Genomic DNA, 26,616 nt, shown 5'->3' on the forward strand with positions numbered 1-26,616 from the left:
GCCCCGGTCACAGGCATCGGCATCGATTCCTGCGGGAGGGTTCAGACCCTCCGAACCATCGGCACCACGTTGTGGAGGGTCTGGTCGGCGCTGTCGAAGAACTTGCGGATGTTGCGGGCGGCCTGGCGGATGCGCTGCTCGTTCTCCACGAGAGCGATGCGCACGTAGTCATCGCCATGCTCGCCGAATCCGATGCCGGGCGCGACGGCCACGTCGGCCTTCTCCACCAGCAGTTTGGAGAACTCCAGGCTTCCCATGGCACGGAATTTCTCAGGAATCTGCACCCAGGCGAACATGGAGGCCGTGGGCACAGGGACGGACCAGCCGGCCTTGGCAAAGGAATCGACCATAACGTCGCGCCTCCGCTTGTAGACGGCGCGCATCTCGCGGATGCAGTCGTCAGGCCCGTTCAGAGCCGCGGTGGCTGCCACCTGCACGGGCGTGAAGGCGCCGTAATCGAGGTAGGATTTCACGCGGGCCAGAGCCGCCAGGAGCCGCTCGTTGCCCACCGCGAAGCCAATGCGCCAACCGGCCATGGAAAAGGTCTTGGACATGGAGGTGAACTCGACCGCCACGTCCAAGGCGCCAGGCACCTGCAGAATCGATGGCGGCGGGTTCGACTCGTCGAAATATACCTCCGAATAGGCGAGGTCCGAGAGCAGAATCAGCTCGTGCTTCTTCGCAAAAGCCACGAGATCCCGGTAGAAATCGAGGGATGCCACATAGGCGGTCGGGTTCGACGGATAGCAGACCACGAGCGCCACCGGCTTCGGGATCGAGTGCATCACGGCCCGCTCGGCGGCGATGAAGAAGTCGGGGGTCGGCTCGGCCGGCACGGACCGGATGACGCCTCCTGCCATGAGGAAGCCGAAGGCGTGGATTGGATAGCTCGGGTTCGGCACCAGAATCACATCGCCCGGCTCCGTGATCGCCTGGGCCATGTTGGCGAAACCCTCCTTGGAGCCCAGCGTCGCCACCACCTGGGTGTCCGGGTTGAGCTTCACGCCGAAGCGGCGCTCGTAATAGCCCGCTTGGGCGCGGCGCAGGCCGCCGATGCCCTTGGAGGCCGAGTAGCGGTCGGTCCGCGGCTTGCCCACAGTCTCGACGAGCTTGTCGATCACGTGCTGCGGGGCCTGGAGGTCCGGATTGCCCATGCCGAGGTCGATGATGTCGGCGCCGTTGGCTCGCGCGGCGGCCTTGATCCGGTTGACCTGCTCGAAGACGTAAGGCGGAAGGCGCTTGATCCGGTAGAAATCAGACATTGTTCTCGTCCCCGAGCGGAATCACTTGATTCCGTATAGGCACTAAGGCCTTCTGTTGGAATTCGTCTTCTGGCGCGTTTGCTGCGACGTGTTGGCCGGGAGCCGGATCGGCTCAGGCGGCGGGGTCTTGCCCAGTTCCGCCGCCGCAGCACCGGCAGCCTCGTTTCGGGCCCGCAATGTTTCTAGCTCCGCTTCCGCAGCCTTGATCTCCGCCGCCGAGCGCGCCGGCGTCGGACGCTCGGGAACGGGTGTGCCGATCGGCATGTAATCCAGGGTGGCCGGCCTCGAACGTGCCACGAAATCGGGCGTCGGCGCCACCTGAGGGCCAGCTCCGAGGGACGTGGCCACGTCTCGCACGGGATTGCTGTTACAACCGGCCGCGCCACCTGCTGCCAACAAGGTCAGCGCAAAGGCCGGGGCGCGAGGGATCGAAAGGAGCTTCATACGCATTTCTGATACCTAAGGATGGCAACATGACTCTGGCAAACCCAGCGTTCTGAACGCTAAGATGTCGGAAGTGCAGCCTGAGGGCAATGTTGCTGCGATAGAGGGAGATCGCCTTATGGACAAGCCATATGGTGAAGAGAAGACCCAAAGCCCGACGCCGGACTTCGAGGCACTCTCCCATAATGTAGCCAAGTTCATCGAGGGCGCCGGCAAGGCAGCCGCCGCCTATCTCAAGCCTGTTCAGGAAGGCAAAACCCTGTCCGAACCGCCGGCCGATGCTTCGGAGGCGATCAAGTCGTTAAGCCGCGTGGCCGAAGTCTGGATGACCGATCCGCAGAAAAGCCTGGAGGCCCAGACCCGCCTCGGCACCCAGTTCATGAACCTGTGGGCCTCGACCCTCAAGCGCGCCCAGGGAGAGCCTGTGGAGCCGGTGGCCGAGCCCGAGCCCAAGGACAACCGCTTCAAGGACCCCGAATGGTCGGAGAACCCGATCTTCGATTTCCTGAAGCAGGCCTATCTCATCTCGTCCCGCTGGGCCGAGGATCTGGTGGAGAATGCGGAAGGCCTCGACGAGCGCACGCGCCACAAGGCGCAATTCTATCTCAAGCAACTCTCCAGCGCGCTCTCGCCCTCGAACTTCCTCCTCACCAACCCCGAACTGATCCGCGAGACCTTGCGCGAGAACGGCGCAAACCTCGTGCGCGGCGTTACCATGCTGGCAGAGGACATTGAGGCTGGCGGTGGCGAGTTGAAGATCCGCCAGTCCGATCCCAGCAACTTCAGGATCGGCGTGAACATCGCCAACACTCCCGGCAAGGTAATCTTCCGCAATGATCTCATCGAGCTGATTCAATACGCGCCGACCACCGAGAAAGTGCTCAAGCGGCCGCTGCTGATCGTGCCTCCTTGGATCAACAAGTTTTACATCCTCGATCTCAACCCGGAGAAGAGCTTCATCCGCTGGGCCGTAGCGCAAGGCCTCACCGTCTTCTGTATCTCGTGGGTCAATCCGGCCGAACAACACGCAGAAAAGGGCTTCGAGCACTACATGCGCGATGGCATCTTCTCGGCGCTTGAGGCCATCGAGCAGGCCACGGGCGAGAAGAAGGTGACGGCAATCGGCTATTGCGTCGGCGGCACCCTGCTCGCCACAACGCTGGCCTACATGGCCGCCAAGCGGGATAAGCGCATCGACAGCGCGACGCTCTTCACCGCGCAGGTGGATTTCACCCATGCGGGTGACCTGAAGGTGTTCGCCGACGAGCAGGAGGTCCAGAGCTTGGAGGCCTCCATGAAGAAGCGCGGCTATCTCGAAGGCTCGCGCATGGCCAACGCCTTCAACATGCTGCGGCCCACGGACCTGATCTGGCCCTACGTGGTCAATGTCTACATGAAAGGCAAAGCGCCGCTCCCCTTCGACCTGCTCTATTGGAACGCCGACTCGACCCGCATGCCAGCGGCCAACCACGCCTATTATCTGCGCAACTGCTATCTTGAGAACAAGCTGGCCCAGGGCGAGATGGAGCTTGCAGGCGTGAAGCTGGATCTGAAGAAGGTGAAGGTGCCGATCTTCAATCTCGCGACAAAGGAAGATCACATCGCCCCTGCCCGCTCGGTCTTCGTCGGCTCGAAGGCCTTTGGCGGTCCGGTGCATTATGTGCTTGCCGGGTCCGGGCATATCGCCGGCGTCGTGAACCCGCCGAGCAAACCGAAATACCAGTTCTGGACCGGCGGTGCCGTCGAAGGTGAACTGGAGGATTGGGTCAAGCAGGCAACGGAAACGGCCGGCTCCTGGTGGCCCTACTGGTTCGAGTGGATCAAGGCACAGGCACCGAAGATGGTGGCCGCACGCGAACCGGGGGGCGGCAAGCTCGAAGCGCTCTGCGACGCACCCGGAACCTATGTTCTGGCGAAATCCTAAGATCTCTTGCAGGTCGAAGCTCAAAAGAAAAGGCCGGCGAAATGCCGGCCTTTTCGTTGTCTGCTCGTTGAAGAGCTTAGTACTTGCGAACGATCGGAGCCGCCGGGATGGCAATCTTCGGATCGTCCCAGCGATAGCGCAGGCCGACCGACAGGATATCCGTGCTGGCATCCACATCGGCCACGAAGGGTGCACCCTCGAAGTCCTGCTGGCCCTCGACGATGCGGATATCAGCCTCTCTCGAGAAGATGTGCGTGTAGGCGATATCGAACGACAGCTTCTCGTTCCATTGATAGCTGGCACCGAGCGACGCCCAGATGCGGTCGCTGTCGGGCAGACGCGTCGAACGGATCTCGGTGTCGATCGGCGACTTCTCGTAGGCAAGACCGGCACGCAGGGTCCACTGGTTCGTCAGCTTGTAGTCCAGGCCCAGGGAGTAGAAATAGCCGTCGTTGTAGTTGAGCGGCAGATCGGTGACCGTAACGCCGCCAGGACCGACCACGAGAGGTGTCTCAAGAACGCTCCAGTTCGTCCACTCGAAGCCGGCATGCACGGTCACGGCAGGCGTGATGACCTGCGAGACACCGATGGTGAGCTGGTCCGGGGTGGTGAGGTCCGCAGTGATCGGAATCCGGGGTGCCCCGGTTACGGAACTGCCCACATTCCCTTCAAGCTCGTGATCGATCCGTGAGCGATAGCCGATACCGATGGTCGTGCCGGCAAACGGCGTGAGGGTCACACCGGCGGTGAAGCCATAGCCTATGTCATCGCCATCGAGGATGACGCTCGGAGCGCCCGGCACGGGGGCTCCGGCGCGCTTGAGGGTGATGTCGAAGTACTGGAGCGACGGACCAACCGCGACGGAGAGCCAATCGTTCACCTTCACACCAACCACCGGATTGATGTTCAGCGAGAAGATCCTGGAGGAGCGCGAGTAGATCTGGCCGGCCCAGTTCTGCCGGGGATCGGTGACAAGCCCGTAGGGCGAGGTCGACGACAGACCGACCCACAGCATGTCGTTGATCTGATAGGAGCTGTAGCCTGCAGGAACGATCGCATCCTGGCCGATATCGCCGGAGGCCCCGAGAGGAAGCAGGAGCGGCGCGGTTCCAGTCGTGGGATCGATCTCAACGCGAGGAATGATCAGCGATGCATGTCCCTCGCTCCACCAGCCCGGCATCATGGTGATGACAGCGGGGTTCCAGAACATGGAGGACAGGTAGCCGGAGCCCGAAGCCGCGCCGGCGAATGAGTAACCCTGAGCCGTGGCGCTCTGCTCGCGGAGCGCGAAGGCACCGGCGTGAGCACCGCCTTGCGCGGCGACCAGGGCTGCCAGGGAGACTGCAGCCAGCGACAAAGAACGAGAGAGACGACCCATGGAGATTTCCTGCCCATTTGCTTCTTGTGCGGGCGAATCCCGCCTTGAGCACAATCTGCCAATGCTTAATTTTAGCCGCAATATGATTGTGAGACCGGATTAGGCTGTTAATAACTTATAAACACAGCGTATATGAAGCGCTTAATACTACATCTTACTCATCGACAACTTTAGCAATGGTAAGTATGGAACAATGGTTCATATATAAACGAATGTATTGACGCCTAACGGAAGGCACTTTTCTAACACCTTTGGCAGCAGGGATATCGCGCACTTTGTGAGCACTCGTGGCAAAACGGCAACATATTTGCGCTAGGAAAATGCATTGTAGCGAAGCGCGTTCGCGCCAATTATGCACATGCCGCAACGAGAGGAGCGTTTGATGAAGCTGGTGAGATATGGGGAAGCGGGACGCGAGAAGCCCGGGTTGGTTGATGCTCAAGGACAGGTTCGTGACTTATCGAGCCTCGTTCCCGACATCATCGGAGCGACGTTGTCCTCAGAGTCATTGAACCGCATCCGTCAGGCCGATCCGTCCAGCCTTCCGGTCGCACCCGCCGGCCAACGCCTGGGCGCCTGCGTCGGCCAGGTCCGCAACTTCATCGCGATCGGGTTGAACTATGCCGACCACGCTGCCGAGACGGGCGCGGCGATTCCGGCGGAGCCCATCGTCTTCAACAAGGCCCCATCCTGCATCGTCGGCCCCAATGACGACGTGATTATCCCCCGTGGGTCCCAGAAGACCGATTGGGAAGTCGAACTGGCCATCGTGATCGGCGAGCGGGCGTCTTATGTCGGCGCCAACGAGGCACTGAATTTCGTGGCCGGCTACTGCGTCTGCAATGACGTTTCGGAGCGTGAGTTTCAGATCGAGCGCGGCGGCACCTGGACCAAGGGCAAGGGCTGCCCGACCTTCGGGCCCCTCGGTCCCTGGATGGTGACCAAGGACGAAATCCCGGATCCGCAGAACCTCTCCATGTGGCTCGACGTCAACGGCGAGCGCGTTCAGAACGGTTCGACCAAGACCATGATCTTCAACATCGCGCAGATCGTCTCTTACGTCTCGCACTTCATGATCCTGGAGCCCGGCGACGTAATCACCACCGGCACTCCCCCGGGCGTCGGCATGGGCATGAAGCCTCAGCGCTTCCTCAAAGCCGGCGACGTGGTTTCGCTCGGCATCGAGGGCCTGGGCGAACAGCGCCAGCGCTTTGTGGCATATGAGGACAACCCAGGTGCTGTGGACGCCAGCAAGAGCTGGAAGGGACACTAAAGCCATCAGGAGAAGCGCTCTCACGTCATGGCCGGGCTTGTCCCGGCCATCCTGATTTGAAGAGTGCTGTCAAATTTTCCATCGAAGTCACCGGCACTAGGCCGGTGATGACGAACCAGGACAGAACTGCTCTCAGATCAGCCCCAGCATGAGCTGAATGTTCTGCACCGCCGCGCCCGAAGCACCCTTGCCGAGATTGTCGAGGCGGGCGACCAGAAGCGCATGCTTGTAGTCGTCATGCTGGAACACGAAGAGTTCCAGCCGGTCCGTGTCATTCAAGGCTTCCGGCTCGATGCGTTCGATCTTCTTGCCGTCCCGGATCGTCGGCACCACGCTGACGAGACCGCCGCCCTGGTAGTGCGCCATCAGGGCAGCCTCAAGATCCGCGGCCTTCGGCCCGCCCGGCAGCATGTCGAGATGGAGCGGTACGCTCACCAGCATGCCCTGCCGAAAATTACCCACCGAGGGAATGAAGATCGGCCGCCGGGTCAGGCCGGTATACTTTTGCAGCTCGGGAACATGCTTGTGCTCGAAGCCAAGGCCATAGAGCTCAAAGGCAGGCGCGGTGCCGGCCTCGTAAGCCTCGATCATCGAGCGTCCGCCGCCGCTGTAGCCGCTCACCGCGTTCACGCTGACCGGGTAATCGGCCGGGATGAGTCCGGCATCCACCAGGGGCCGGATGAGCGCGATGGCACCGGTCGGATAGCAGCCCGGATTGGCGACCCGGTCGGCCTTCGCGACTGCCTCCCGCTGAGCGGAATCGAGTTCGGCAAAGCCATAGACCCAGCCCGGGCTCACCCGGTGTGCCGTACTGGCATCGAGAATCCGGGGCTTATGATCGTTCAGGTCATCGACAAGGCTCACGGTCTCCCGAGCCGCATCGTCATGGAGGCAGAGCACCACGAGATCGACCTCGGCCAAAACTGCCCGCTTGGCGGCCGGATCCTTGCGCCGTTCCGGATCGATGCTGCGAATCGCAACGCCGGGCACGTCCTTCAGGCGCTCGCGAATGCCGAGGCCGGTGGTGCCCGCCTCCCCGTCGATGAAGACGGTTTTCGTCTGCTGGCTGAGGCCCATTGATCTGTCGAGGGTCGAGGTCATGATCGATCCAATCTGTCGTCGAGGCTGAGATAGGGCGAAGCGTTCAAGACCTGCAAGGTTTCAGGAAAAAGAAAAGCCGCGCAGAGGGCGCGGCTGGCAGACGAACGGACAGGCAGCCGTCATCGCAGGCGCGCAGGCGCGGCGGACAGGCTACGTCGGATGTCTGAAACGATAATCATTCTGGATCTATGCAGCCATACAGCCTGGCTTGTCAAGAAATGAGCCTGCCAAAGGTTTCGGAACCCTTGAGGATCGGCGCGGTTGCACTCGAATTCTTGGACAACAGGCAGGCGGCTCTGATGGCAGGCACGGCGAAGAAGACAAATTCCAGACTTTGGGAAACGGTGAAGGCCAAGGTCACAAAGAGCGCCAAAGGCGGCAAGGAAGGCCAATGGTCGGCCCGCAAGGCCCAGATGGCTGTGGCCGAGTACAAGAAGGAAGGCGGCGGCTACGAGGGCCGGAAGACCTCGGACAACCACCTCAAGCAGTGGCAGGACGAGGATTGGGGAACGAAATCAGGCAGGAAGAGCCAGGAGACCGGTGAGCGCTATCTGCCGCGCAAGAGCCGTGAAAAGCTGACGGACAGCGAATACAAGCGCTCAAGCGACAAGAAGCGGGCAGATACCCGCACGGGCAAGCAGTTCTCGAAACAGCCCCGCGACGTCGCGAAGAAAGCCGCCAGAGCCCGTAAAAGCGCTCACCGAACCGCCACGACGAAAGTCCAGCTCATGGAACGCGCCCGCAAGCGCAACATTCCCGGCCGTTCGCGGATGACGAAGGCCGAGCTTGAGCGCGCTCTGGCCTGAAGACAGGCACTATTTGAACGGGTGGTATCCCCAGTTTACGATCGAATAGCGCCAGCGGGTTGCCGTGGATTATTTCCATATGCGCGGCGTCGGCGCGGCTCATTAAAAGGGCGGTCCAAAGACCGCCCTTTCGTAATCGCCAATAAACCAAACCTTCTTGGATCAGATCATCACGAATGAGTTCTGGTTGAGGAGCAGGTTGGGAGCGAGGGTGGCGAACTGCACCTGGGCGGCTCCGCCGATGCCGTCGGCGTCGTAGAACAGCGCGCCGGTGCCGCTGTTGTAGATCAGCCGGTGCTCCAGGCTCGTCGCGCCGCGGCCCACCGTGAACACCGAGGCCGCAACCGAGGAGGACGTGCCCGACAGTGAAGCGTAGCCCCCGAGATCGAGCCCGGCGAACACGCTGCGCGACAGCGCGATCTTGTCCTCGCCGACCGTGAAGTCGGCGATCCGGTCGATGCCGCCGGTGCCCAACGCCGTGTCGAAGCGGAACAGGTCCGAACCCACCCCGCCGGTGAGCTGGTCGGAGCCCGCCCCGCCCGAAAGCGTGTCGCTGCCGCTGCCCCCGGTGAGCACGTCGGCCCCGTCCTGGCCCCAGAGCGTGTCGTGGCCCTCCCCGCCCTCGAGATAGTCGTTGCCGATGCGGCCGTTGAGCACGTCGTTGCCGCCCAGTCCCACAAGCGCGTTGCCGGCGAGATAATCGGCCGCCGTGAGCACGTCGTTGTAGGCCGAGCCCTGCAGCGCCTCGATGCCGATGTAGGTGTCGCCGGCCGCCTCGCCGGTGTTGGCCGCGCTGTTCAGCAGGCTCGCCACCACCCCGGAGGTCGCATAGATATACGACGCCCAGTCAAAGTCGGCGCCGCCATTCAGCACGTCGGCGCCCTCGTTGCCCTGCAGGATGTCATCACCTGTACCGCCGTCGAGATGGTCGTTGCCCTTGCGCCCGACCAGCACGTCGTTGCCGCCCAGCCCCGACAGGGCATTGCCCTGCGTGCTGGTATCGGCGGTCAGGCTGTCGCCATGGTTCGAGCCCTGCACGCCGCGGATGCCGTAATAGACGTCGCCCCCCGCCTCGCCGGTGTTCTTCGAGCGGTCGCTCAGGTTCACCACCACGCCCGCAGTCGCATCGATGTACGAGGCCCAGTCGAAGCCGCCGCTGCCGTGCAGGGTGTCGGCCCCGGCGCCGCCGTTGAGGATGTCGTCGCCGGCCCCGCCGTCGAGAACGTCGTTGCCGCCGCGGCCGTGCAGCACGTCGTTGCCGGCCAAGGCCCAGAGCCAGTTGTCGCCGTCCGTGCCGGCGAGCTGGTCGGCATAGTTCGAGCCCTGCAGCGCCTCGATGTTAATGAGAGTATCGCCGGCCGCTTCACCGCTGTTGAGCGCCCGGTTGAGCAGGTCCACCCGCACTCCGGCCGTGGCATCGGTGTACACGGCCCAGTCGAAGCCCACGCCGCCCTCGAGGACATCGGCCCCGACCCCGCCGTTCAGCGTATCGTTGCCCTCGCCGCCATCGAGATGATCGTTGCCGCCGCGGCCGACCAGCCAGTCGGCGCCGCCGAGGCCGAACAGCGCGTTGCCGATGGCATCGCCGAGGAACGCGTCGGCGTGGTTGGAGCCCTGCAGCGCCTCGATGTTGCAGTGGATGTCGCCGCGCGCCTCGCCGGCATTGGCCGCTGGCGCGGTCAGGTCGACCACCACGCCGGCGCTCGCCTCCAGATACGAAGCCCAGTCGAAGCCCGCGCCACCATCGAGCACATCGGCGCCTGCCCCACCGCGCAGAATGTCGTCAGATCCCTGGCCGTAGAGCATGTTGTTGCCGGTATCTCCGATCAGCACGTCGTTGTAGGCGGTGCCCGCGACGTTCTCGACGCCGTCATAAGTGTCGCCGGCTGCCTCACCGGTGTTGTCGGCGCTGTTAGCGAGGCTCACCACCACGCCTTGGCCATTGAGGCCGTTATAGGCCGCCATGTCGCCTGCGCCCGAACCGCCGATCAGATGATCCGCACCCGCGCCGCCGTTCAGGATATCGTCACCGGAGCCACCAACCAGCATGTCGGAACGCGAACCGCCAACCAGGACGTCATTGCCGCCAGCGCCAGCAATAATTCCGTTGCCGCTCAGGACCTCACCGGATGTCGTGCCCAGGGCTGTCTCGACCCGGTACTTGTGAGTACCGACGCTCACCTCCGTCGCGCCTTTTACCGGCGCCTTCGGCCCGCCGCCGGCGACGAAGTCCCATACGCTCGATGCATTCGCGCTGAGACGGCTTCCGATGTCTCGGAAAGCTTGGCCCCAGGGGCCTATAGGATACGTCATCTCACCCGAGACGATGTTCCCATTCTCGTAGATCATTGTAGCAAAGCGACCGTCGGGGAGGTACATCTTGATCGTGGCATTCCCCAGAGGGCTTCGCGTTCCTTCCTCTTGGATTTTTCCATCTGCCCCGCGGGCTACATAATTCACCACACGAGTGACGTTATCCGTCGTCTCTTCGCGAGATCTCCCATCCGTGTAGTGGGTTCTGGTCGTCGTCGTGTCGGCTATGCCGTCGTAAGATTCATAAGCCACCCCATCCGGCAGGAAGAAAGTGGTCTCTCTCCAGTGTCCGTCATCTCTCCCGGATGCGATCAAGTCGCCGTTCGCGTCGAATTCAGTGAACTGGTAACTGCCATTTCCGTCATGGCTCTGAACGAGCTTTCGGCCGTCTTCCATATATTGAACGACACTGACGGAATTCATGAGGGGATTGTAATTCTGGATCTCCTTCGAGCCGTCATAGTACTCAAAGGTCATCGTATATGTGCCATCCCAGTTTTTCACGAGCGTGGCATTCTTGATTGCGATGTCGTTCCCAGCGGCGTCCGTTACAGACATTGGCGGGATACGTTGAATTTGAGACAGTTCGGTTTCTTCTCCGACCGTGATTGTCTCCCCTTGCTGGTTTCCAGTCCCAACAGTGACGACTTTGCCGCCGACCCCGATGTAACAAAACGAGATGGCGCGGCCATACCGATTCTCGAGCCAAGAACACCAAGCCTCTAGAGTTGGAGCGGACATTGAACTCTACCGACACATAGTAACATTTCTAATATCTGTTACCGGTCTCGGAAGGCATTCCTACTCTCCGAATATAGAGCCCTCTTAAAGGTACGGCCTTGATCGAACTCGATAAATTTTATTACAAGTTGCAGACTAGTGTTTTGGGATAACTGCCAGCGCAAGGCTCACATTAAGACTTTTCCATCCATGGAGCGAGCCTTCGGAGGCCCTCAAACCCCTCTTTACGCCCGAGAGTTGCAATCGAGAGCGTGTCGCGATTATCGGCTTACGCGTCCGCCGCGTGCGCAATCGCACCACAGGATGGTTGGAGGGAAGCCGCATCTACGTCGGCTTTTGTAATCTGGCGACAACGGACGATTCCCATGCCAAGCCGCACCAGAAAGACCGGATTCCAAACTTCGAGCCCTCGTAGAAGGTTAAGCTGAGGCGCATGCATCCTTCCGGAACACACAAAGGGCGGCCCGAGAGCCGCCCTTTCTAAACCATATGGCTGAATAAGCCTTAGCGCTTCGAGAACTGGAAGCTGCGGCGGGCTTTCTTCTTGCCGTATTTCTTACGCTCGACGACGCGCGGATCGCGGGTCAGGAAGCCTTCCTTCTTGAGCGGGCCGCGAAGCTCCGGCTCGTAGTAGGTCAGCGCCTTGGCGAGGCCGTGACGGACAGCGCCGGCCTGGCCGGAGAGACCGCCACCATTGACGTTCACGACGATGTCGTACTGACCTTCGCGCTGGGCGATCTGGAGCGGCTGCGCCAGGATCATGCGGAGCACGGGACGGGCGAAGTACACCTCGGCCGTGCGGCCGTTGATCACGATCTTGCCGGAGCCGGGCTTGATCCACACGCGGGCAACCGCGTCCTTGCGCTTGCCGGTGGCATAGGCACGGCCGAGGGAGTCGAGTTTCTGGACGTGCTTCGGAGCTTCCGGAGCAGCAGTCTGGGCGTTAGTGCGCAGGTCTGCGAGAGACTGAAGGGTCGCCATGGATTAAGCCCTCACGTTCTTGCTGTTGAGGGCCGCGACGTCCAGGACTTCCGGCTGCTGAGCGGTATGAGGATGCTCAGTGCCGCCATAGACGCGCAGGTTGCCCATGATCTGACGGAAAAGCGGGCCGCGGGGGAGCATGCGCTCCACAGCCTTCTCGACCACGCGCTCAGGGAAGCGGCCGTCGAGAATGAAACGCGCGGTGCGCTCCTTGATGCCGCCCGGGTAACCGGTGTGGTGATAGTACACCTTCTGCTCGCGCTTGCGGCCGGTGAACACCACCTTGTCGGCGTTGATGACGATGACGTTATCGCCGCAGTCGACGTGGGGCGTGTAGCTGGGCTTATGCTTACCGCGCAGGCGCATAGCCACGATCGTCGCAAGACGGCCTACAACGAGGCCCTTCGCGTCGATCACAACCCACTTCTTCTCGACCTCGGCGGGCTTCAGCGAAGTTGTAGTCTTCATTGCGCTGTATCCCGTTAGAGCCCTAAGGCTCAGGTTCTGAAAATGACAAACCGCCGCGAGATGCGGCGGCGAGTGAGGGCTGTTTAGTGACTGCGAATGCAGAAGTCAACCGCAAACGGCAGGCTTCATAGCACTGAAAATATCATATAAACCAGCATCTTGGACTATAAAGGTAATAAGACACCACATATGTGGTAGTAAAAAACCACATGCTGCTTCTCTCATACCGGCAGAGACTATGCTTGGCTGTAAGTCTGAGGCACAATCAGCCCACAACGATAACAAGAGGCCATCCATGGCAAACGAACTGATCTTCTTCACGAATCCCATGTCGCGCGGCCGTATCGTGCGCTGGATGCTGGAGGAAACGGGCTGCGCCTATCGGGCGGAGATTCTAGGTTTCGGCTCCGACATGAAGGCACCCGGCTATCGGGCCATCAATCCCATGGGCAAGGTGCCGGCGATCCTTCACGAGGGCGTGGTGGTCACCGAGGCGGCGGCGATCTGCGCCTATCTGGCCGATGCCTTCCCCAATGCAAGGCTGGCGCCGCCTCCGGGAGATCCCCGCCGGGGCACCTATTACCGTTGGATGTTCTTCGCGGCCGGGCCGGTGGAGGCTGCCATCAGCAACAAGTCCCTCGGTTTCGAGGTGCCAGATGAGCGCCAACGTATGGTGGGCTATGGCTCCATCGGCGATGTGCTGAGCGCCCTCGAATATGCGGTCTCCCAATCCGAATACATCGCCGGTGATCAGTTCAGCGCCGCCGATGTATATGTGGGCTCCCAGATCGGCTGGGGCATGATGTTCGGAACCCTGGAGAAGCGGCCCGCCTTCGAGGCCTACTGGAACCGGATCGGCAATCGTCCAGCGGCGATCCGCGCTCGCGGGATTGATGACGCGCTCTTGCCGCCGAAAGCATAGATCCAGGCCTTTGATGTCATCGACGCTCCGGGATCGAATAGGTCCCGGTCGCGTGACAGACCACATCGGAACTGCCGTCCGAGTAAATAGATACGTCGCCGACCGCCAGACGCTTGCCCAGCTTCAAGAGCCGGCAATCGGCGATGAGGTCGCGCTGCTCGGGCTTCCTCAGGAAGTTGAAGTTCAGGCTCGTGGTGACGGCGAGCGCCACCGGGCCGATATGCGCCAGGATCGCCACGTAGAGGGCGAGATCCGCCAGGGCCATCATGGCCGGCCCCGAGATCGTTCCGCCCGGTCGGATATGACGGTCGTGGTAGGCCATCCGCATCCTGGCAGAGAGAGGTCCGACCTCATCCACGAAATAGGTTTGCCCTCCGATGTGGATCTGCGGGAACTCCTGGTCGAGGAACGCCGCGAGCTCGTCTCGGGTCATGATGGGATGGTGCGATGCCATGAATCTGCGATGCTCATTGAACTGCCCTGCCCTATCCCATACGTTCCCTTCATGAATCACGACAATTATCCGAACGATTACATCCGCGGCATCCTCAACAGCGTGAAGACCATCGCGCTGGTCGGCGCCTCGCAGAATCCGGCACGCCCGAGCTGGATCGTCACCAAGTACCTGCTGGAGCGAGGCTACGACGTGATCCCGATCAATCCGGGACTGGCCGGCACCGAGCTTCTGGGCAAGACGGTCTACGCTTCCCTGAAGGACGTGCCCGTCCCGATCGACATGGTCGAGGTCTTCCGCAACTCGGAGGCCGCAGGTCCGATCACGGACGAGGCCCTCGCACTCGATCCGCTGCCGAAGGTTCTCTGGATGCAGCTCTCCGTCCGCAACGACGACGCAGCGGCCAAGGCAGAAGCGAAGGGTCTGAAAGTGGTCATGGACCGCTGCCCGAAGATCGAGTTCGGCCGCCTTTCCGGGGAGATTTCGTGGCAGGGCGTCAATTCCCGGATGATCAGCGCGAAGAAGCCGGTTCTCTCAGGCAAGGGCTTTCAGAAGCTCAGCCTCAACCGGCCTTGATCGGCGTGCCCCGTTCCAGGGACAAGTCGAGCGATCCGCTGTTGAAGGGGCCGGCGATCTAAGGTCAGGACCTGGAAACGCGAAACGTCCCATGCGCATCCGGCTGGGTTACTGTACCTTGTGAAAACGCGGATGCTCTTCAGGAGGCGCAGAGGATGAAGATCCAAGCCGTTCATCATGTCGCCATCGCAACGCGGGACCTTGAGCGGTCTCTGGCCTTTTACAGCGGAGTCCTCTGTCTGATGCCTGCGGCCCGGCCCGATTTCCCCGTGGCAGGCGCTTGGCTCGACATGGGCTCCTCGCAGGTCCATCTCGTGGTTCACCCGGAGGCCACCTTCCGGGCCAATTCTGGGATCGACAACAACGACTGCCACTTCGCCCTGCAGGTGGAGGATTTCGACGCTGCACTCGATCACCTGAACCGACACGGCTATGCCGAAAACGCCTCTGAAGACAGCGGGAAGAGGCTGCTGGTGAAACGCCATGGGCCCGCGGGCTTCCCTCAAGTCTATCTCCTGGACCCGGATGGGCATATCGTGGAGATCAACGCAAAGGGTGATTAAAGCGATGGTTCCGCTTCACGCGGTGCGCTCGCGGGGCAGGACACTGGGCATCCCAAACGCTCTCGGCAATTGAAGAACGCCTTGACGGAAGAACGATACGTTCTTTAAATAGAACGCATTCATGTCTTTACAGGAACGGGCTCCGACCATGACCGACCGTCTGCCAGGCTTCAACACGCTCGCCATTCATGCCGGAGCGGCTCCTGATGCTGCGACCGGCGCCCGGGCGACACCGATCTATCAAACGACCTCCTTCGTCTTCGACGACGTGGATCATGCCGCTTCTCTCTTCGGGCTCCAGGCCTTCGGCAACATCTATTCGCGCATCGGTAACCCGACCTGCGCAGTTTTGGAAGAGCGTGTTGCGGCGCTTGAAGGCGGCACGGCGGCACTGGCGGTGGCCTCAGGCCACGCGGCCGAGTTCCTGACCTTCCATACCCTGCTCCAGCCGGGCGATGAGTTCGTGGCCGCGCGCAAGCTCTATGGCGGCTCGATCAACCAGTTCAACCATGCCTATAAGAACTTCGGCTGGAACGTGGTTTGGGCCGATTCGGACGATCCATCCTCCTTCGAGGCGGCCATCACCCCGAAGACAAAGGCGATCTTCGTCGAATCCATTGCCAATCCGGGTGGCGTGATCGTTGACCTGCAGGCCATTGCGGCGATTGCCAAGAAGCACCGCATCCCCTTCATCGTCGACAACACGATGGCCTCCCCCTACCTGATCCGCCCGTTCGAGCATGGCGCGGACATCATCGTGCACTCGGCCACCAAGTTTCTCGGCGGCCACGGCAACTCCGTCGGCGGCCTGATCGTGGATGGCGGCACGTTCAACTTCGCCGGCGATGACCGCTACCCGATGCTCTCCAAGCCGCGCCCTGAATACGCCGGCATGGTGCTGGGCGAGACGTTTGGGAATTTCGGCTTCGCCATCGCCTGCCGCGTCCTCGGCCTGCGTGACCTCGGCCCGGCCCTCTCACCGTTCAACGCCTTCCTGATCCTCAACGGTATCGAGACCCTGCCGCTGCGCATGCAGCGTCATTCGGACAACGCGCTGGCGGTCGCCGAGCATCTGCAAGGCCACAGCAAGATTTCCTGGGTCAGCTATCCGGGCCTGCGCTCGGACCGATACCACAACCTCGCCAAGCAATACTGCCCGAAGGGCGCTGGTGCCGTGTTCACCTTCGGCCTGAAAGGCGGCTACGAGGCGGGTGTGAAGCTGGTGTCGAACCTCAAGCTGTTCTCGCATCTGGCCAATATCGGCGACACGCGCTCCCTGGTGATCCACCCGGCCTCGACCACGCACCGCCAGCTCACGGATGAGCAGAAGACCCAGGCCGGAGCCGGCCCTGAGGTGGTGCGCCTGTCCATCGGCCTCGAGGATACGCAAGACCTGATCGACGACCTCAACCAGGCGCTCGACGCGGCTTAATTGGACCTAGCCCCCACTGTCATTCCGGGCTCACCTCCGGCGCCCCGGAATGACAGCGGGACAAAAACAAAAAAAGGGCGGCCCGAGAGCCGCCTTTTCCATTGAATTGAAAGCAACACTTACGCGGCGCGGGAGCCGGCCTTCTTGTAGGTGTTGTGGATCGCGTTGAGCGAACGCTCGAGAGCCGTCCAAAGGCGTCCGATCTCATCGGCGCCTTGTGAATTGGCATCGTATTCCCGAGCGCCCTCGCCTGTTGCCAGGGAGAGCGTCAGTTCCGGCCGGTGCGTGATCTGGCCGGCCCAGACCGGAACCTGAAGCGCATTCAGAGCGCCACGCGCGTCAGCCACGACGGCGGCCTCGTTATCCCCGTGCTTGGCCGGGGCGGCGTTGATTACGGCCGCATAGGGCTTGCGATGCTCGCGGGCGATGGCCACGGTATCCTGAAGGGCCGCGATGTCGAACAGGCTCGCCCGGGTCGGAATGATCACGAGGGTTGCTTGCTTGATCGCCTCGGCAACGATGGATGACTTGTTCGGCGGCGTATCGACAAGGATCCACTCGTAGCCCTCGCGCTTGGCATCCCGGATCGCATCCGCAATGTTGCGGACGTTGTGCCTGAGGCCAAGGTATTCCTGGTTCCGGATCTTGTGCCACAAGGACAGGGACCCCTGCGGGTCGTTGTCGATCAGCAATGTGGGGCGTGAAGGGTTGGCGATATAACTCGCGAGGTGAGCAGCGAGCGTGCTCTTACCCGAGCCGCCTTTTCGCGAAGCAAAGACCAGCACGTTCATGCCTGACTCCTTATCAGCCTGTTCCTACAGCACTGCGCTTGAGGGTTGAGGCTATCTTAATATTGTTCACCTGTATCAGAGCAAGTACTGATTTCCTAATTCCTGCACTGTTCCCACTGTGATTTTTCAGTGGTCTTCGGGCGGAGCCGCTCGTTTTCTCCTATGCGAGGGACTATTGAGCGTGACTGCACGAAGCTTGGCAGCCGAAGAGGACTACAAAGTGCTGTTTGATTTGCACCCTGTAGCAGTCCGTTCGATGAAGGCAGCCCGGTTGGCGCCTGCAACGCCTCAGGAAATATGAGCCATCGAATCTTGATATTCACTGAGGGCCCATGCTTCCCTAACGTTGAACGCTGAACGTCGCGGCTACGCAGAAAGGGCGTGGGAATTTTTCACATTTTGTGTTCAAACCTGCTTTCGAGACTCGGAACCACCCTTGTGCTTGGCCGTTAAGCTCCAGACTTCACCAGTGAGGAGCTGACAAATGTCGAAGAAGATCTTGTTTGCAGGCGCTGTTCTCGTGGCTCTTGCGCCGGTTGGCGCTTTCGCTCAGTCCGGCGGCGGCGCTGCGGCCGGTGCGACCACCGGCGCGGTTGGCGGCGCTATCGTGGGCGGTCCGGTTGGCGCAGCCATCGGCGGCGTGACGGGCGCGATCGTGGGCGGCCTTGCCGAGCAGCAGCAGCCGCAGTTCCGCCAATACGTTGTGACGCAGGGTGTTCCGTCCTACCGTTACCAGGAAGAGGTTCGCGTCGGCGCGACCCTGCCAGCCTCTGGCGTGCAGTATTACGAGGTCCCGCAGCAGTACGGCGTCACCAACTACCGCTACACCGTGGTCAACGACACCCCGGTTCTGGTCGAGCCCGGCACCCGCCGCATCGTCCAGGTCATTCGCTAATCACCAAAGCGGTTGAAGATCAGGGCGGCCGAAAGGCCGCCCTTTTCATATCAGGCGACGCTCACCCGGGCATGAACCGCAGCCATGGCGAGAACAGCCATCGCGAAGACCTGATGTGCGAGACCGGCCCAGAGAGGCACCACGAGCAGCAGGGTCACGATGCCGAGCACCATCTGAGCCAGGGTCAGACCGGCCATAACCGTGGCCCGACTGGCAGCCTTGGAGCCCGATGCTCTCCGCCGCGTGGTCCAGGCATGCCATATGGCAAAGGCCACGATGGCATAGGCGACCAAGCGGTGGTTGAACTGCACCAGCACGACATTGTCGACGAAGTTCTCGATCCAGGGCGACACGGAGAACAGAGCGGAAGCCGACGGCACCAAGGCGCCATCCATCAGGGGCCAGGTGTTGTAGGTCAGTCCCGCCTTCGAGCCTGCCACCAGACCGCCGAGAGCAATCTGGAACAGGATCAGCCCCATAAGAATGCGAGGCGCAAGGCCCGTCGAGACCTCCGGCGCTTCATCGGAGCGATCCTTCAGACCGGCTGCCACCCAGACGAGGCAGGCCAGGATGATGCTGGCAACGGTCAGGTGAAGGGCAAGCTTGATGGGAGCGACAGCGGTCATGCCGGGCTCGAGCCCCGAGGCCACCATGATCCAGCCGATGGCACCCTGCAGTCCCCCGAGGGCTCCGATGCCGAGGAGGGTCAGGGCAAGCCTGCCCTTGATCACGCCCCTGGCCCAGAACCAGACCAGCGGCAGGAAGAACACGAGACCGATGAGGCGCCCGAGCTGCCGGTGTCCCCATTCCCAGCCATAGATGAACTTGAACTCGGACAGGGTCATGCCCTTGTTCACGAGCTCGTATTGCGAAATCTGCCGATATTTCTCGAACTCGACCAGCCAGGCCTGCTCGCTGAGCGGCGGGATGGCACCCGTGACCGGCCGCCATTCGGTGATCGAAAGGCCTGAACCGGTCAGCCGTGTGGCGCCACCGACGGCGACCATCAGCACCACCAGCGCGGCAAGGCTGTAGATCCAGGCACGGACTGGGGACAGGGATCGGGTTTGAGGCACGCGCGCCAGCGGCATGCTCTCTGTGGAGGCTGCGACAGCCATGCTCACTCTCATCATCGATTAGGGCTTGAACCCAGGATACGAACGTCACATAGAGGCTGCGCCTCCTGGAGGCAATTCATGCCGGTGACGCACCGTCGTGATGAGATTTCGACACGTTGAGGATTTCGCCATGGGCTCGCGCACACGAAAGCTGATCGGGACAGTGGTGATGCTGGCCTTCATCCTCTTCTATGCGCTTTTTGCCATGGCGGTCGCTGAGGGCAGAATTTCACAGGCGCCAAAGCTCATCCAGACGGTGGCCTACATTGTCCTTGGCCTGATCTGGATCGTTCCGCTCATGCCGCTCATCCGCTGGATGGCGAAGCCGGACAAGTCCTGAAGCTCAGGCGCCGCCGATCCCTTCGATGATGGTGCCTGTGCCACCGCAGGTCTGGCACGCCGCCGCACCGATCCGACCGCTGCCCTTGCATTCCGGGCACACATTCTCGCCGGCCCCGGGGGTGCCCGGCTCAGCCTGATCGCCCGGATTCAGCTTCGTATGATCGGAACCGGCCTGATCTTTCGGCGTGCTGGTCATGGCAAATCTCGCATGGTTCTCATGCGATCAACGCAGCAGAAAAACCCCGGTTCTCTGCCGTTTCAAAGAAAAGGCCCGCTTGGACGCGGGCCTGATCGAGTGCATCAATGGCATACCCTGCGGCTGCGGTGCTCCCAGCCCCAGCCGGGAACCCACTCCCGGTAGCGCTCAGTGGTGCACTGTTCCACATAGACCCGCTCGCGAACCGGACGCTCGTAATAGACCGGCACCCGACGCTCCTCCACATAAACCGGTGGTGGCGGAGGCGGAGCCCGGTAGACGACCGGCGGCTGGGGCTGGGCCACAGCGGCGCCAACGGCGGCACCCACAGCAAGACCTCCAAGAGCGCCGAGAGCCACAGCGGCTCCGGGCGACAGGCGATCACGCGCTGCAGCCGGTTCGGCGACAGCCAGGCCGGAGACCAGCGCCAGAGCGGCGGCCGTGCCGGAAACAAGACGGAAGATCCTCATGATCAACACCCCCGACAGAAGGGAGGTTCTATGTCTCCCTCTTCATGTCACGAGATATACTGTTCGAAACCTCTCCGAAAGCTGAACAGATTGTGGCAAAGCTTGGGCTTTGACCGATCTTGCCGGAATGGTGAGCAATCTCTTAACGCAGCTTTTGCACGTTGTTCAGTCAGCAGCGGTTCGCAAAGGCACCGAGAGAAGCACGCGCACAAGATCAGCCTGCCGGTTGGTGTCCGTCTTGCGGAACAGGTTCTTGAGATGGAAGACGACGGTGGTTTGAGCCACCTCGAGTTCCTCGGCGATCTGATCCAGGCGCTTGCCGTCGATCAGCATGAGCGCGACACGTGTCTCGGACGGAGTCAGGTTGTAGAGGCGAACCAATGTGTCGCCAGAAACCTTGGCGCGCTGTTCCGTGTCGATGACGAGCAGCACCACGGCCTCAGGGCGTTCCTCAGGCGAGAAGCGCTGGCCGGGAATCAGGACAAGATAGGGCCGTCCGCCCGAGAGACGCGGGAACGAGATGATTTCGTCGAGGGTTTCCTCCTCGAAGGCCTTCTCGATCGCCGAATAGAGCTTGTTGTTCTGCTTGGCCACGGAGCCTTTCAGGATGCCCTGGGACGCACCCAGGCCATCCTCCTCGGCGAGAATGCGCTGCGCCTCCTTGTTCATCACTCGAACGGCTCCGGCCTCATCGACGATCACGACGCCCACAAGGAAGCGGTCGAAAGCGAAAGTGGCCTTGTAAAGGGCTTCCACGGTGCGTCCCTGGGACGCCTTGAGGATTTCCTGCCAGGACTCCTCAGCCCTGTGGACAGCACTCGTCTGCACCCGGGCGACCTGATCGAGCCGAGCGGAAATCGTCGCGAGCAGAATCTCGTAATCAATGGGCTTGACCAGGTAATCGTCTGCCCCGGCCTGCTTTCCGGTCAGAACGTCGTTGCGCTCGGCAAGAGCCGTGAGGAAGATGAAGGGAACGTCCACCATGCTCCCCTGCTCTCGCAGAGCTTTAAGAACGTCGTAGCCGCCAAGGCCCGGCATGGTGATGTCGCAGAGAACCAGATCCGGACGGTTCTTTTCGAGAAGCGCCAGCGCCTCGCTGCCATTGGCTGCCTGAAGCACACGATAGTTTGCCGCTTCCAGTTCCTCGGCGATATCGCTCCGGAGATCGTCCTCGTCTTCAACGCAGAGAATTGTTTTTTGTGTTGTCATGATCGTGGTCACTTATGCAGCCTGCTGCGTTTGATCCGCATTGGCTATGGGTAGGTCGAAGGTGAACAGGGAACCTGCCGCTTCGTAGCTCTCAACCTGGATCTCACCGCCATGGAGGTGCATGATCCTCTGGGCGAAATTCAATCCGATTCCGGTACCGGCGATCCCGGACGCTGTACTGGCGCGATAGAATCGTTCGAAAATCTTTGGCAGCTCTTCCGCCGGAATTCCAATACCCCAGTCGCGAACCGAACAATAGGCACGCGACCCGTCCATCCAGATCTTGATTTCGACAACCGGGGAAGCGCCTGAATACTTGATGGCATTGGAAAGAAGATTCACCACGACTTGCTCGATGAGCATGCCGTCGCAATAAACGCGCACAGGTATATCCGGCACATCGAAGCGGATGTCGGCTTGTGCGCTGACCTCGCGCTGCCGCTCGCAGATATCCATGACCAGATCGACCAAGTTGTAGGATGCCGGATTCAACTCGATCGTCCCGGCATCGAGTTTGGCAGCGTTCAGAACGCTGTCCACCAGGCGGGTCAGCCTGGTTCCCGCATTGCGGATCTTCTGGACCCGGGTCACAAGCTCGTCCTGAGTGAGAGCCGAGCCGCGGCGCAGGATGCGCTGCGCGCTGGAGTCCAGGATGGCGAGCGGCGTCCGGAACTGGTGGGAAACCATCGAAACGAAGCTGCGATAGGCATTCGTCGTCTCGCGCTCCCGTTCAAGCGCAGATTCGAGCGCCTTCGCGACCTGCTTGTAGCCGCTGATATCGGTCAGACGGACGAAGATCGTGGCGCCATCGGCCTTCGTGAGCGAAAGCCGGAGCCAGATGTCCTTCTTCACCATGAGGTCGTATTCGAGCTCCTCGAAAGGCACCTGAGCGTTCAGAAGGCGCAGATCGCCGCCTTCGCACATGGCAAAGCACCGCAGGAACACGGGTAGGCTCATATCCTCGTTGCACCACAGAGACACGGGAGTCGATGCCCAAATCTGCTCGTTGGCGAACAAGAGCTTTCCCGTCCAGTCGAAAGCCGCAAAGCCTTCCGAGGCAGAGTTGATGGCTGCGATCAGGCGACGCTCCGCCTGACGCAGGGCCGCAGTCCTTTGGAGAACCTTAATTTCAAGATCGAAATTCTGCCGTTCCGCCTGCTTGCGAGCGAGCCACTGCTCCGTGATGTCGCGAATGAAAGCAATTCCCAGCTTGCGCCCGGCCATGTAGACGGGGAAGCTGTTGATTTCCAGGCAGCGCTCGTGACCTTCCGAAGTTACAGCCTCATGCTCCAGGATCGAGCTCATTCCTTCGGTCGCCTGGGTCAAGGCATCGATGATCTCAGGCTTACTGAACAGGCGATCCAGATTCTCCACCCGATGCCCGATCGCCTGATCCGTCTTGATATTCAGCAGATCCTCCATGCCTGGATTCCACAGTAGGCAACGGAGCTGGCTATCGAACATGATGATGCCCTGATTGCTGATGTTGCTGATCACCAGATCAGACAACTCCTGCTCCTGCTTGAGCAATTGCTTGGCTTGGCTCGCCTCCTGAACACCCTTGAAAAGGCGCACCAGAAGAAATCCGGCACTCAGCACAATCCCCATCAGAAAAGCAAAGCCCTCAAAGACGACTTGCAAATAGGCTGAGCGCTTCACGGCAGCTTGATCGTGGCTGAGCCAGACGATCTGATTAGAGGCATCCCTCAGTCTGTATGCGAGTTGCCTGATCTGTTCGCGAAGCAGTACCGCAGCTTGAGGATCGATCCCGCTCTGCAGAAGCGGCTCTGCCATTGTGAGCTGGAGGTAAGCCTGCTTGAGATCGCCTGTTACACCAAAGCTCTCCATCAGCTTGCCTTGGCGTCCTTCAAGCAAGATCGACAGTCGGCTGATCAGGATGTTCGCACGAAAGCCCGGCTGCTCCTCCGGCGTGCTGATGCTCTCATTTGCGGCAACACGGGCCAAGGTCTCGGCAAGAACGGCGGCCTCGAATTGAGCTTGGCTCACATACCAGACGGTCGAAACAGTTCCATCATTTCGGAACTCGTACTCCATCTCGAACAGTCGAGCGACCGTAAAGCCAAGGCACACAAAGAGACTTGCAGTCGCAGCAAGCGTAATCAGAGCAGTCTTGTAATGGTGCAGGCTGAACCGCATGGTCAATCAACGTGAAGCTTGTTGAGCTGCCAAACCCAGCGGGCATCATACCGGGAATCTTGCAAGACTTTGTGGAAGTCTCTCGGATAGGCAATCCACAAGGGACCCTTGTCGCGGATCGTCAGCGTCCGCCCATCCACCCTCGTGGCAATCATCGGCTCGAACTTGAGGTCCTCGATGGGAACCACGGCGACATAATCATTCAGAGCCGACGCTCTCAGGCTCTTGCCCTGGGCACCCACCCTTTCCAGCAGCGCACGAAGAGGAAATCCTTCGAAGAGCTGAGGCACCTCGGACAGCTCCCATTTCGTCGAGAAAGAAGCCTTCCCAAGAGCCTGCAGCATTTCCATGTCGAACAGCGCTGCACCGCCGCTGTTGGTCTGCTCAATGTTCCCAGAGACAGTCAGCACAACAGGCCCCTTAGGCAACGGCAAGGGCTCTGCTGCATAGCAGAGGCCGCTCACGCCCGCAGCGGCTGCAAAGAATATACTCCCGATCAGAGGACGCATGTTTCCGGTTCTGCGACAGATTATAATAGAACGATTACATCTTCTCCGATTTCTCTCAAAAAATCCAGCATGCCGGAGGAGAAAAGATTTCGACAATGACGTAAATGAGAAGCTTATCATCGCAAACAAATCAGATGATTGTTATCCTATTGTCGTGAAATAGAAATCATATACATCTCTTTACCAAAATACCTACCAAAAGTAATTTTTATAAAACGCGGATATATTCTTTTGCTTATTTATGATTATGAAAATATTTTCTTTAAAGCAATCTTTGTCAATGAGCTTGCCTTAAGTTCATCCTGCTGATGTTGCAAGCTTGGCCGCTGAGGTTATATTACGCCACGATCAATCCAGAATCCCTGTCGGCATACCCGCCTCGAGGAGATGACTATGCGCAAGTTCATGACGGCTATCGTAGGCGCGGCCCTGTTGGCGTCCGCCATCCCGGCCAGCGCAACCCCCATCCAGTTCCGCCCCCTCCCCCAGGTGGAGAAGGCGTACCCGAACGAAAGCTACGCCCAATACTACCGCCGTGGCTATCGCCCTTACTACCGTGAGCGGCATTACTATCGCCGCGACAATGGCGCGGCTGTTGCAGCAGGCGTTGCCGGCCTTGCTGCCGGCGCCCTGATCGCCGGCGCGATCGCAAGCCAAGCTCAGCCAGCTGCTCCTCAACCTCCCGGAGTTGTCGACCCCCAGGTCGCAGCTTACTGCGCACGCAAGTATCGTTCCTATGACCCTGGAACCGGAACATTCCTCGCGACGAACGGGATGCGGTACGTCTGCACCTATCCGTAAATCGTTGCGGGCAATCCTCCTCTCAGGCCCTGCGGCAGCACATCTGCCGCAGGGCTTTTGCTTGAAGAGATCGGGTTCCTGTGCCGGGAGAGACTTTACCTCATATCGGCACGCGTTAAATCAACACGCAGGGTCTGCTCGGCAGATTCCAAAACATCAATCGAACAAACGGAAGGCTCGGGAAAAGCTCGATGGCTCAAGATTCTGACAACGGCGGCACCGTCATTCCCCCCACCGAGGCCGCCATCCTGACCTCCGGCAACATGACGGATCTCGAGCTGATCCTTCCGGATCTGGGCGACAGCGATCTGCCTGAGATTGCGATCTTCCTCGTAGCCTGCGCGATGCGCTTTCACAGCGACCCAAATTTCGTCCAGGAACAGCTGGAATGGCTTGTCCAGGCTCACGACGCCGAGGTGGATGAAGGCATGAAGCCTGACCAGCTGAACTCCGCCAACGACGACTGATGGTCCTGCGCCTCAAGGCGCCAAGCTAGTCGATGAAATCCACCGGGGTGCCCTTCTCGACCATCCCGGCCAGTTCTTGCACATCCCAGTTCGTCAGCCGCACACAACCGTGGGAATAGGCTTTGCCGACCTTCTCAGGTTCTGGCGTGCCGTGGATGCCGAAGGACTCGACAGACAGATCAATCCAGGTGCTCCCGACAGGGTTGTTAGGGCCCGGCTTGATCTCGAACTTCTCCTTCGCCTTCACGCCTTTGAAGGCATAATCCGGGTTGTAGGTGTAGTTCGGGTTCGGTGCGACGGCCCGAACCGTATGGGATCCTTTGGGCGCCGGCTTTTCCTCGCTGCCGATGGAGGCCGGATAAGTCGCCATCAGGGTACCGTCCTTGGCCAAAGCCCGCAGAACCTTCTCGCTTTTGACGATTTCGATTTTGGCCGCCTTCTCCTTGGGCTTTCCGGGATCGGCCTTGGCATCCACATTGGCCACGACGATCGCCGTGCCCGCCTTGTCGAAAGGCTTGTCGGGATTCAGGGCCTTGAGCAGATCCACGTCCATATGAAACGTCTCGGCCAGAAGCTCCTCTGGGCTGGAATAACCGAGCCGGTCGAGTTTCGCCTGGTCCTCCATCGTGTCGGGGATTTCGACAAAGGGGCCTTTTACGTCCTCGTCCGTGATCGTGTATTCGATCAGCACGGGGTCGGCCGATGTCCCAGCGAGCTTTTTCCAGACCTCTTCGTCGAGCGCGCCGTCGGACTTGAGCTCATTGATTTTCTCGAAGATCTTGAGCGCGTTCTGAAGGTTCTCGCCGTCATGCCCATCGATGACGCCGGGCGAGAAGCGCGCTCGGTCGAGCAGGACCTGGGCCTTAATCAGAGCCGGATTGATCTCTTTTCCCTTGCTGCTCTTGGGACTCCATTCGGCGCCGTTCACCGCTTGCAGATCGAGCCCCTGCGGGGCGGCCATAGCGGGTCCAAGGAGACTCAAAAATCCAAGAGCAGCATAAGCGGTCAACTTCATGGGAAACT

Annotated in this window: 27 protein-coding genes; 11 read left to right on the forward strand and 16 right to left on the reverse strand. The window is 60.6% G+C overall.

All coding sequences use genetic code 11. The features are described from left to right. Nucleotides 1-41: 41 nt before the first annotated feature. Together FHR70_RS11915 and FHR70_RS11920 are read right to left on the reverse strand one after the other, a co-directional pair. Nucleotides 42-1,262, reverse strand: a complete 1,221-nt coding sequence (locus FHR70_RS11915) for an LL-diaminopimelate aminotransferase (protein ID WP_183450443.1) — start codon at nt 1,260-1,262, stop codon at nt 42-44. Nucleotides 1,263-1,304: 42 nt separating this feature from the next. Next, nucleotides 1,305-1,706, reverse strand: a complete 402-nt coding sequence (locus FHR70_RS11920; RefSeq protein ID WP_183450445.1) for a hypothetical protein — start codon at nt 1,704-1,706, stop codon at nt 1,305-1,307. Between the two features lie 118 nt (nt 1,707-1,824). Here FHR70_RS11920 and FHR70_RS11925 point away from each other — a divergent pair, with 118 nt between their 5' ends. After that, entirely contained in the window at nt 1,825-3,630 is a 1,806-nt protein-coding gene (locus FHR70_RS11925; protein WP_183450447.1) for a PHA/PHB synthase family protein, read from the forward strand. Between the two features lie 76 nt (nt 3,631-3,706). Here FHR70_RS11925 and FHR70_RS11930 read toward each other — a convergent pair whose 3' ends face one another. After that, complete coding sequence (locus tag FHR70_RS11930; RefSeq protein WP_183450449.1) at nt 3,707-5,008, reverse strand: OmpP1/FadL family transporter; 1,302 nt, start codon at nt 5,006-5,008, stop codon at nt 3,707-3,709. A 382-nt stretch (nt 5,009-5,390) separates the two neighbouring features. On the opposite strand from FHR70_RS11930, the gene FHR70_RS11935 reads away from it, so the two are divergent. Next, nucleotides 5,391-6,281 (forward strand): fumarylacetoacetate hydrolase family protein, encoded by an 891-nt coding sequence (locus FHR70_RS11935; protein ID WP_183450450.1) that lies wholly within the window; start codon nt 5,391-5,393, stop codon nt 6,279-6,281. Between the two features lie 132 nt (nt 6,282-6,413). Here the strand turns inward: FHR70_RS11935 and argC are convergent, their stop codons facing one another. Next, the gene (gene argC / locus FHR70_RS11940) at nt 6,414-7,382 is read right to left on the reverse strand and encodes an N-acetyl-gamma-glutamyl-phosphate reductase (RefSeq protein ID WP_183450452.1); all 969 of its coding nucleotides are present in this window, start codon (nt 7,380-7,382) and stop codon (nt 6,414-6,416) included. A 299-nt stretch (nt 7,383-7,681) separates the two neighbouring features. Between argC and FHR70_RS11945 the strand changes: the two genes are divergently transcribed. Beyond that, nucleotides 7,682-8,188, forward strand: a complete 507-nt coding sequence (locus FHR70_RS11945) for a hypothetical protein (protein WP_183450454.1) — start codon at nt 7,682-7,684, stop codon at nt 8,186-8,188. 162 nt (nt 8,189-8,350) lie between these two features. Here the strand turns inward: FHR70_RS11945 and FHR70_RS24330 are convergent, their stop codons facing one another. From FHR70_RS24330 to rplM, 3 genes are all read right to left on the reverse strand, one after another. Continuing rightward, entirely contained in the window at nt 8,351-11,005 is a 2,655-nt protein-coding gene (locus FHR70_RS24330; RefSeq protein WP_343058794.1) for a calcium-binding protein, read from the reverse strand. A gap of 741 nt (nt 11,006-11,746) precedes the next feature. Continuing rightward, nucleotides 11,747-12,223: a 30S ribosomal protein S9 gene (gene rpsI / locus FHR70_RS11965; protein ID WP_183450456.1), complete on the reverse strand. Its 477-nt coding sequence runs from the start codon at nt 12,221-12,223 to the stop codon at nt 11,747-11,749. Nucleotides 12,224-12,226: 3 nt separating this feature from the next. Next, entirely contained in the window at nt 12,227-12,691 is a 465-nt protein-coding gene (gene rplM, locus FHR70_RS11970) for a 50S ribosomal protein L13 (protein WP_183450458.1), read from the reverse strand. Nucleotides 12,692-12,986: 295 nt separating this feature from the next. Here rplM and FHR70_RS11975 point away from each other — a divergent pair, with 295 nt between their 5' ends. After that, on the forward strand, nt 12,987-13,613 hold the full coding sequence (locus FHR70_RS11975; RefSeq protein WP_183450460.1) for a glutathione S-transferase family protein: 627 nt from the start codon (nt 12,987-12,989) through the stop codon (nt 13,611-13,613). Nucleotides 13,614-13,629: 16 nt separating this feature from the next. Here the strand turns inward: FHR70_RS11975 and FHR70_RS11980 are convergent, their stop codons facing one another. Next, on the reverse strand, nt 13,630-14,067 hold the full coding sequence (locus tag FHR70_RS11980; protein WP_183450462.1) for a PaaI family thioesterase: 438 nt from the start codon (nt 14,065-14,067) through the stop codon (nt 13,630-13,632). 51 nt (nt 14,068-14,118) lie between these two features. On the opposite strand from FHR70_RS11980, the gene FHR70_RS11985 reads away from it, so the two are divergent. The 3 genes from FHR70_RS11985 to FHR70_RS11995 all read left to right on the forward strand — a co-directional run bounded on the left by FHR70_RS11985 (nt 14,119) and on the right by FHR70_RS11995 (nt 16,638). Then, nucleotides 14,119-14,643 (forward strand): CoA-binding protein, encoded by a 525-nt coding sequence (locus FHR70_RS11985; protein WP_246408118.1) that lies wholly within the window; start codon nt 14,119-14,121, stop codon nt 14,641-14,643. Between the two features lie 155 nt (nt 14,644-14,798). Beyond that, nucleotides 14,799-15,206 carry a VOC family protein gene (locus FHR70_RS11990; protein WP_210277599.1) on the forward strand — a complete coding sequence of 136 codons (408 nt, stop codon included), beginning with the start codon at nt 14,799-14,801 and terminating at the stop codon, nt 15,204-15,206. 148 nt (nt 15,207-15,354) lie between these two features. After that, entirely contained in the window at nt 15,355-16,638 is a 1,284-nt protein-coding gene (locus FHR70_RS11995) for an O-acetylhomoserine aminocarboxypropyltransferase (RefSeq protein ID WP_183450466.1), read from the forward strand. Between the two features lie 119 nt (nt 16,639-16,757). On the opposite strand, the gene FHR70_RS12000 is transcribed toward FHR70_RS11995, so the two are convergent. Next, nucleotides 16,758-17,429, reverse strand: a complete 672-nt coding sequence (locus tag FHR70_RS12000) for a ParA family protein (RefSeq protein ID WP_183450468.1) — start codon at nt 17,427-17,429, stop codon at nt 16,758-16,760. Nucleotides 17,430-17,913: 484 nt separating this feature from the next. Between FHR70_RS12000 and FHR70_RS12005 the strand changes: the two genes are divergently transcribed. Further along, complete coding sequence (locus FHR70_RS12005) at nt 17,914-18,324, forward strand: DUF1236 domain-containing protein (RefSeq protein WP_183450470.1); 411 nt, start codon at nt 17,914-17,916, stop codon at nt 18,322-18,324. Nucleotides 18,325-18,374: 50 nt separating this feature from the next. Here the strand turns inward: FHR70_RS12005 and FHR70_RS12010 are convergent, their stop codons facing one another. Next, nucleotides 18,375-19,415, reverse strand: a complete 1,041-nt coding sequence (locus FHR70_RS12010) for a COX15/CtaA family protein (RefSeq protein ID WP_246408182.1) — start codon at nt 19,413-19,415, stop codon at nt 18,375-18,377. Nucleotides 19,416-19,572: 157 nt separating this feature from the next. On the opposite strand from FHR70_RS12010, the gene FHR70_RS12015 reads away from it, so the two are divergent. Further along, entirely contained in the window at nt 19,573-19,782 is a 210-nt protein-coding gene (locus tag FHR70_RS12015; protein WP_183450474.1) for a DUF2842 domain-containing protein, read from the forward strand. A gap of 3 nt (nt 19,783-19,785) precedes the next feature. Here FHR70_RS12015 and FHR70_RS12020 read toward each other — a convergent pair whose 3' ends face one another. The 5 genes from FHR70_RS12020 to FHR70_RS12040 all read right to left on the reverse strand — a co-directional run bounded on the left by FHR70_RS12020 (nt 19,786) and on the right by FHR70_RS12040 (nt 24,226). Beyond that, nucleotides 19,786-19,980 (reverse strand): hypothetical protein, encoded by a 195-nt coding sequence (locus FHR70_RS12020; protein WP_183450476.1) that lies wholly within the window; start codon nt 19,978-19,980, stop codon nt 19,786-19,788. 104 nt (nt 19,981-20,084) lie between these two features. Next, a complete protein-coding gene (locus tag FHR70_RS12025; RefSeq protein WP_183450478.1) occupies nt 20,085-20,450 on the reverse strand; it encodes a hypothetical protein in 366 nt (121 codons plus the stop codon). A gap of 165 nt (nt 20,451-20,615) precedes the next feature. Next, nucleotides 20,616-21,659 (reverse strand): response regulator, encoded by a 1,044-nt coding sequence (locus FHR70_RS12030; RefSeq protein WP_183450480.1) that lies wholly within the window; start codon nt 21,657-21,659, stop codon nt 20,616-20,618. A 12-nt stretch (nt 21,660-21,671) separates the two neighbouring features. After that, nucleotides 21,672-23,816, reverse strand: coding sequence for a sensor histidine kinase (locus FHR70_RS12035; protein ID WP_183450482.1), 2,145 nt, complete (start codon nt 23,814-23,816; stop codon nt 21,672-21,674). A gap of 2 nt (nt 23,817-23,818) precedes the next feature. Further along, nucleotides 23,819-24,226 (reverse strand): putative pterin-binding protein, encoded by a 408-nt coding sequence (locus FHR70_RS12040; protein ID WP_210277600.1) that lies wholly within the window; start codon nt 24,224-24,226, stop codon nt 23,819-23,821. Between the two features lie 492 nt (nt 24,227-24,718). On the opposite strand from FHR70_RS12040, the gene FHR70_RS12045 reads away from it, so the two are divergent. Together FHR70_RS12045 and FHR70_RS12050 are read left to right on the forward strand one after the other, a co-directional pair. After that, nucleotides 24,719-25,126 (forward strand): BA14K family protein, encoded by a 408-nt coding sequence (locus tag FHR70_RS12045; protein ID WP_183450484.1) that lies wholly within the window; start codon nt 24,719-24,721, stop codon nt 25,124-25,126. A 191-nt stretch (nt 25,127-25,317) separates the two neighbouring features. Next, complete coding sequence (locus tag FHR70_RS12050) at nt 25,318-25,593, forward strand: hypothetical protein (protein ID WP_183450487.1); 276 nt, start codon at nt 25,318-25,320, stop codon at nt 25,591-25,593. Nucleotides 25,594-25,618: 25 nt separating this feature from the next. Here FHR70_RS12050 and FHR70_RS12055 read toward each other — a convergent pair whose 3' ends face one another. Further along, the gene (locus FHR70_RS12055; RefSeq protein WP_183450489.1) at nt 25,619-26,608 is read right to left on the reverse strand and encodes a L,D-transpeptidase; all 990 of its coding nucleotides are present in this window, start codon (nt 26,606-26,608) and stop codon (nt 25,619-25,621) included. Nucleotides 26,609-26,616 lie beyond the last annotated feature (8 nt).

The organism is Microvirga lupini (assembly GCF_014191055.1).
GTDB classification, from domain to species: Bacteria; Pseudomonadota; Alphaproteobacteria; order Rhizobiales; family Beijerinckiaceae; genus Microvirga; species Microvirga lupini_A.

Coding starts and splice junctions, on each gene's coding strand:
- FHR70_RS11915 (WP_183450443.1), bottom strand. CDS start 1,262: ATGTCTGATTTCTACCGGATCAAGCGCCTTCCGCCTTACGTCTTCGAG.
- FHR70_RS11920 (WP_183450445.1), bottom strand. CDS start 1,706: ATGAAGCTCCTTTCGATCCCTCGCGCCCCGGCCTTTGCGCTGACCTTG.
- FHR70_RS11925 (WP_183450447.1), top strand. CDS start 1,825: ATGGACAAGCCATATGGTGAAGAGAAGACCCAAAGCCCGACGCCGGAC.
- FHR70_RS11930 (WP_183450449.1), bottom strand. CDS start 5,008: ATGGGTCGTCTCTCTCGTTCTTTGTCGCTGGCTGCAGTCTCCCTGGCA.
- FHR70_RS11935 (WP_183450450.1), top strand. CDS start 5,391: ATGAAGCTGGTGAGATATGGGGAAGCGGGACGCGAGAAGCCCGGGTTG.
- argC (WP_183450452.1), bottom strand. CDS start 7,382: ATGACCTCGACCCTCGACAGATCAATGGGCCTCAGCCAGCAGACGAAA.
- FHR70_RS11945 (WP_183450454.1), top strand. CDS start 7,682: ATGGCAGGCACGGCGAAGAAGACAAATTCCAGACTTTGGGAAACGGTG.
- rpsI (WP_183450456.1), bottom strand. CDS start 12,223: ATGGCGACCCTTCAGTCTCTCGCAGACCTGCGCACTAACGCCCAGACT.
- rplM (WP_183450458.1), bottom strand. CDS start 12,691: ATGAAGACTACAACTTCGCTGAAGCCCGCCGAGGTCGAGAAGAAGTGG.
- FHR70_RS11975 (WP_183450460.1), top strand. CDS start 12,987: ATGGCAAACGAACTGATCTTCTTCACGAATCCCATGTCGCGCGGCCGT.
- FHR70_RS11980 (WP_183450462.1), bottom strand. CDS start 14,067: ATGGCATCGCACCATCCCATCATGACCCGAGACGAGCTCGCGGCGTTC.
- FHR70_RS11985 (WP_246408118.1), top strand. CDS start 14,119: ATGAATCACGACAATTATCCGAACGATTACATCCGCGGCATCCTCAAC.
- FHR70_RS11990 (WP_210277599.1), top strand. CDS start 14,799: ATGAAGATCCAAGCCGTTCATCATGTCGCCATCGCAACGCGGGACCTT.
- FHR70_RS11995 (WP_183450466.1), top strand. CDS start 15,355: ATGACCGACCGTCTGCCAGGCTTCAACACGCTCGCCATTCATGCCGGA.
- FHR70_RS12000 (WP_183450468.1), bottom strand. CDS start 17,429: ATGAACGTGCTGGTCTTTGCTTCGCGAAAAGGCGGCTCGGGTAAGAGC.
- FHR70_RS12005 (WP_183450470.1), top strand. CDS start 17,914: ATGTCGAAGAAGATCTTGTTTGCAGGCGCTGTTCTCGTGGCTCTTGCG.
- FHR70_RS12010 (WP_246408182.1), bottom strand. CDS start 19,415: ATGCCGCTGGCGCGCGTGCCTCAAACCCGATCCCTGTCCCCAGTCCGT.
- FHR70_RS12015 (WP_183450474.1), top strand. CDS start 19,573: ATGGGCTCGCGCACACGAAAGCTGATCGGGACAGTGGTGATGCTGGCC.
- FHR70_RS12020 (WP_183450476.1), bottom strand. CDS start 19,980: ATGACCAGCACGCCGAAAGATCAGGCCGGTTCCGATCATACGAAGCTG.
- FHR70_RS12025 (WP_183450478.1), bottom strand. CDS start 20,450: ATGAGGATCTTCCGTCTTGTTTCCGGCACGGCCGCCGCTCTGGCGCTG.
- FHR70_RS12030 (WP_183450480.1), bottom strand. CDS start 21,659: ATGACAACACAAAAAACAATTCTCTGCGTTGAAGACGAGGACGATCTC.
- FHR70_RS12035 (WP_183450482.1), bottom strand. CDS start 23,816: ATGCGGTTCAGCCTGCACCATTACAAGACTGCTCTGATTACGCTTGCT.
- FHR70_RS12045 (WP_183450484.1), top strand. CDS start 24,719: ATGCGCAAGTTCATGACGGCTATCGTAGGCGCGGCCCTGTTGGCGTCC.
- FHR70_RS12050 (WP_183450487.1), top strand. CDS start 25,318: ATGGCTCAAGATTCTGACAACGGCGGCACCGTCATTCCCCCCACCGAG.
- FHR70_RS12055 (WP_183450489.1), bottom strand. CDS start 26,608: ATGAAGTTGACCGCTTATGCTGCTCTTGGATTTTTGAGTCTCCTTGGA.